This is a genomic window from Actinosynnema sp. NPDC002837, from assembly GCF_040295345.1.
Lineage (GTDB): Bacteria > Actinomycetota > Actinomycetes > Mycobacteriales > Pseudonocardiaceae > Actinosynnema.
In genome coordinates this window covers 1-4,692 of the sequence record NZ_JBEOVG010000186.1, presented here as the reverse complement: position 1 = coordinate 4,692, position 4,692 = coordinate 1, and the positions used below count along the sequence as shown (strand labels likewise).

Below are 4,692 nucleotides of genomic sequence, written 5' to 3'. Positions count from 1 at the left end.
CGTTCGGTGTCAGCACGCCGAACGGGCCACGGGTGGTAGTCGATCGTGCCCAGGTTGCTGCCCCCGCCGTGGAACGTGCGCAACCGCGTCCACGAGTACGGCGGCCGGCCCTGGGTCGTGCTGGACACCCCCGAGGGGACTCGGGTGGCGTTCACGAACTGGGACGACCAGCGCGTCTACCTGTTCGACCCCGACGACCCGCGGCCCGTCCCGCTCAGCCCCGAGCCCGCGCGCCGGCACGGCTACCGCTACGCCGACCTCACCGCCGGACCCGGCCACGCCGAGGTGTGGTGCGTGCGCGAGACGGTGACCGGCGACGCCCGCACCGACGTGCGCCGCGAACTGGTCGCGCTGCCGCTGGACGGCTCCCCGCCGCGGGTGCTCGCCGCCAGCCACCACTTCATGACCGGGCCGCGGCTCTCGCCCGACGGCCGCCACTACGCCTGGATCGGCTGGGACCACCCCCGCATGCCGTGGGACGGCACCGAGCTGTGCGTCGCCGAGGTCGGCTCCTCCGACCACCGCGTCCTGGCGGGCGGCGAGACCGAGGCCGTGTGCCAGGTCGAGTGGGAGGGCGACTCCCTGCTCGCGCTGACCGATCCCGACGGCTGGTGGAACCTGTTCCGCATCGGCCTGGACGGCACGGCGGAGAACCTCGCGCCGTGCGCGGCGGAGCTGGGCGGGCCGATGTGGCGGCTGGGCAACCGCTGGTTCGCCGCCATCGGCCCCGGCCGCTACGCCGTGCTGCGCTCCGGCGCGCTGGCCGTGCTCGACGAGCGCAGCGGCACCGTCACCGACGTCGACGTGGACCAGCCCGTCTGGCACGCGCACCTCGCCGTGCACGACGGCGTCCTGGTCAGCGGCGCCGCCGGACCGCTCGCCGAGTCCGCCGTGGTGTCGCTGGACCTGTCCACCGGCGTGCTCACCGAGCACACCTCCGCCGAGTCGGCGCTGCCGGTGGAGTACCTGCCCGTGCCCGAGGAACGCGTGTTCAGCGGGCCGGACGGCGACGTGCCCGCCTACGTCTACCCGCCGCGCAACCCCGACTTCGCCGCCCCCGAAGGCGAGAAACCGCCCTACGTCGTGCACGTCCACGGCGGGCCCACCGGCCGTTCCGCGCCCGTGCTCGACGCGGAGCTCGCCTACCTGACCAGCCGCGGCATCGGCGTGGTCGCGGTCAACTACGGCGGCTCCACCGGCTACGGGCGGGCGTTCCGCGAACGGCTGCGCGAGCAGTGGGGCGTGGTCGACGTGCACGACTGCGCCGCCGTCGCCCAGGCCTTGGCCGACTCCGGCGCCGCCGACGGCGACCGGCTCGCCATCCGCGGCGGCAGCGCGGGCGGCTGGACCTCGGCCGCGTCGCTGACCTCGGTGAAGACCTACCGGTGCGGCATGGTCGCGTTCCCCATCCTCGACCTGGCCGGCTGGACCGGCGAGGGCGGCGAGACCCACGACTTCGAGTCCCGCTACGTCGAGGGCCTGGTCGGGCCCTGGCCCGCCGCCGCCGACCGGTACGCGGAGCGGTCGCCGTCGCACCGGGTGGACCGGCTGGCCGGGCCGGTGCTGCTGCTGCAGGGCCTGGAGGACGAGATCTGCCCGCCGGAGCAGGCCGACCGGTTCGCCTCCGCGCTGGACGGCACCGGCATCCCGCACGCCTACCTCACGTTCGAGGGCGAGCAGCACGGGTTCCGCAAGGCCGAGACGATCGTCGCCGCGCTGGAGGCCGAGCTGTCGTTCTACGGGCAGGTGTTCGGCTTCACGCCCGAGGGGATCGCGGTCCTGGAGCTGCGCCGGTGACGCCCCACGCGGCCGGCGCCGCCCGCTCGGGTGCCGCCGCCTCCGGGCCCGCGCTGCTGCGGCCCGGCGACCGGGTCGTCGTGGTCAGCCCGGCCGGACCGTGCTCGGCCGAACTCCTCGACGCAGGCACCGCGTGGCTGCGCAAATGGGGCCTGGACGTGCGGATCGACGCCCACGCCCTGGACACCCACCCGACGCTGGACTACCTCGCCGGCCACGACGCCGACCGCGCCCGCTCCTTCGAACGGGCCTGGCTGGACCCGACCGTGGCCGGGGTGCTGTGCGCCCGGGGCGGCTATGGCAGCCTGCGCATGGTCGACCTGGTCGACTGGACCGCCGTCGCGGCCGCCGCGGACGGCAAGGTGTTCGTCGGCTCCAGCGACACCACCGTGCTGCACGAGCGGTTCCTGGCGCACGGCGTGCCCACGTGGTTCGGGCCGATGATCGGCACCAGGGCGTTCGTCGAGGACACCGACGCCCGCGAACGGCTCCGCACCGCCCTGTTCACCGGCGTGACGTCCTACCGGGGCGTCGGCATGGCGCCCGGAGTCGCGCGGGGTGTCGCCGTGGGCGGCAACCTCAGCCTGCTCGACGCGCCGCCGCCTCCCGACGCGGTCGTGCTGCTCGAAGACGTCAACGAAGAGCCGTACCGCCTCGACCGGATGCTCACCGACCTGCTGCGGTCCGGGTGGTTCGACCAGGTCGCCGGGCTCGTCCTCGGCTCGTGGACGGGGTGCGGCGACCCGTCCGCCGTGCTCGCCGACCGGCTCGGCGGACTCGGTGTGCCGATCGTCGCCGACGCCCGGTTCGGGCACTGCGAGGGCCAGCTCACCGTGCCCCTCGGCGTGCCGGTCGAGGTCGACGGCGGCACCGGGGTGGTCACCGTCGTGACGTGAGCACCCCGGCGTCGCCGCCGTCGCTGTCACCTGACCCGGTCACCGGCTCCAGTCGCCGGTCCTCACCGGGTCCGGCCGTTCCCCCGGTCCGACGGTCACAGGCCGAACGCGAGCAGCACGTCGCCGCCGTCCGGGTTCGGGTACTCCGGCGAGTAGCCCGCCTGCACGTACACCATCCCGTCGGCCACGACCGCGCCACCGCCACCACCGGAGATCGTGCCGCCGCGACCCGGCAGGCCGTTGACGCCGGTGAAGTCCCGGATCGTGTCGTAGGTCCACAGCACCCGGCCGTCACGCGCCGAGTACGCCCGCAGCTTGCCGTCGTTGCCCCCCTCCCACACCAGGCCCGGACTGCTCGTCACCGCCGGGCCGTGGCCCAGCGTGCAGACCTCCGGGTGCGCCGCGGCGCCGCCGGTCGTGCAGCCGTCCGCCGGGTTCGGCGTCTCCCACAGCACGCGGCCCGTGGCCGGGTCCACCGCGAACACCGTGCCCGGGTCGGCGAAGTACGTCGCGATGTAGAGCCGGTGCCCGTCGTAGCTCGTGCCCCACTGGATGCCCGAGATGCCGCCGTTGGGCAGCGGCACGCCCAGCTGCCGACGCCACACCACCTCGCCGGTCGCCGCGTCGAACACGTGGTAGACGCCCATCTTCTGCCCGACCCCGACCAGCCGCCGCCCGTCGACGGTGAACAGGTTCGGCGTCGCGCCGATGTCGTAGTCCAACGCCGAGCCGTCCTTCAGGCCGGGGCAGTAGCCCTCCGGGTCGGGGCTGGTGCACAACCCGCGCCACGTGTCGGCTTTCGTGACCTGGTTGCGCCACTTCACCGCGCCCGTGCGGTGGTCCAGCGCCAGCAACGTGTCGAAGTCGCCCGCGCTGCCGGTGTAGTTCTGGCCGGTGCCGACGTACACCGTGCCGCTGCGCGGGTCGACCACCGGCGAGCTCCACACCCCGGCGCCCGACGGCTCGTACCGGGTCGCGCCACTGGGCCACGTCCCGACCGCCTGCGGTTCGGGCACGGTGTAGTGGCGCCACACCAGTTCGCCGGTGCGCGCGTCGAGGGCGTCGAGGTGGCCGCGGAACGTGCAGCACGGGTAGTTCGGGTCGTCGGTCCCGTCCGGGCTGGTGGCCGCGTTCTCACCGCTCGACGTGCCGACGTACACCTTCCCGTCGTGCACGATCGGTGAACTGGTCACCGTCGCCGCCGGGTGCGCGTCGACCTGCTCGGCCCACACCACCCGACCCGTGGCCTGGTCCAACGAGTAGACGAAGCCCCGGATGTCGCCGAAGTACACCCGCCCGCCCGACACCGACGGGCTGTCCCACGGGATTGCCGGCCGGGCGCCCGGAGCGATGCCGGAGAGGTCCGTCGTCCACACCTCCGCGCCGGTCTGCGCGTCCCGCGCGTGGAACTTCCCGTCCGGCCCGCCGAAGAACGCCACCCCGCCGACCACGGCGGGCTGGCTCCGCACCGGAGCCGCCGACTTCGGGAACGCGAACGCCCACTTCACCTTCAGCTTCGACACGGTGCGAGGCGTGATCCGCCACTCCGCCGCCGCGTACCGCGACCCGGACGCGTCCTTCGACCAGGTGACCCAGTCACCCGACCGCTCGGGCCGCCCCGGCGAGGCCGACGTGCCCCCTCCCCCGAGCAACGCCACCGCCGAAGCCGCCGCCACCAACGCCACTACCCGTTCAGAGATCGGCATTCCATCCCCCTGCCATCGTGGAAAGCCTCTCCACCGTGACAGCGGAACCCGACGACCACGAGCCACGAAAGGACCCGATCCCGTCGGGAGAAGGTCCACCCCGACCGAGCCGATCGGCTGATCCCGACCCACCCTCGACGGACTACCCTCCGCCGCCGACCCGACGGCCGGCACCACGGCCGCCGCCGCGTTCGGCGACCGGACCGACCCACGACCTGGTGACTCGATCCACGGCCCGACCGAAAGCTCGGACTGCCGTCGCGGAGGCGCAGGTCACCACCCTGCCGAGCGAC

At 74.3% G+C, this 4,692-nt stretch carries 3 protein-coding genes; 2 read left to right on the top strand and 1 reads right to left on the bottom strand.

The features are described from left to right. The first annotated feature begins 45 nt into the window (after window positions 1–45). Window positions 46–1,797 carry a prolyl oligopeptidase family serine peptidase gene (locus tag ABTZ99_RS44655; RefSeq protein WP_499619232.1) on the top strand — a complete coding sequence of 584 codons (1,752 nt, stop codon included), beginning with the start codon at window positions 46–48 and terminating at the stop codon, window positions 1,795–1,797. Next, complete coding sequence (locus ABTZ99_RS44650; protein WP_499619230.1) at window positions 1,794–2,693, top strand: S66 peptidase family protein; 900 nt, start codon at window positions 1,794–1,796, stop codon at window positions 2,691–2,693. Before ABTZ99_RS44655 ends, ABTZ99_RS44650 begins: the two co-directional genes overlap by 4 nt. 95 nt (window positions 2,694–2,788) lie before the next feature. On the opposite strand, the gene ABTZ99_RS44645 is transcribed toward ABTZ99_RS44650, so the two are convergent. Continuing rightward, on the bottom strand, window positions 2,789–4,399 hold the full coding sequence (locus ABTZ99_RS44645) for an outer membrane protein assembly factor BamB family protein (protein ID WP_498778618.1): 1,611 nt from the start codon (window positions 4,397–4,399) through the stop codon (window positions 2,789–2,791). Window positions 4,400–4,692: the final 293 nt, after the last annotated feature.

Bases quoted from the DNA above. Each gene is read 5' to 3' on its own strand.
- ABTZ99_RS44645 (WP_498778618.1), bottom strand. From the start codon at position 4,399: ATGCCGATCTCTGAACGGGTAGTGGCGTTGGTGGCGGCGGCTTCGGCG.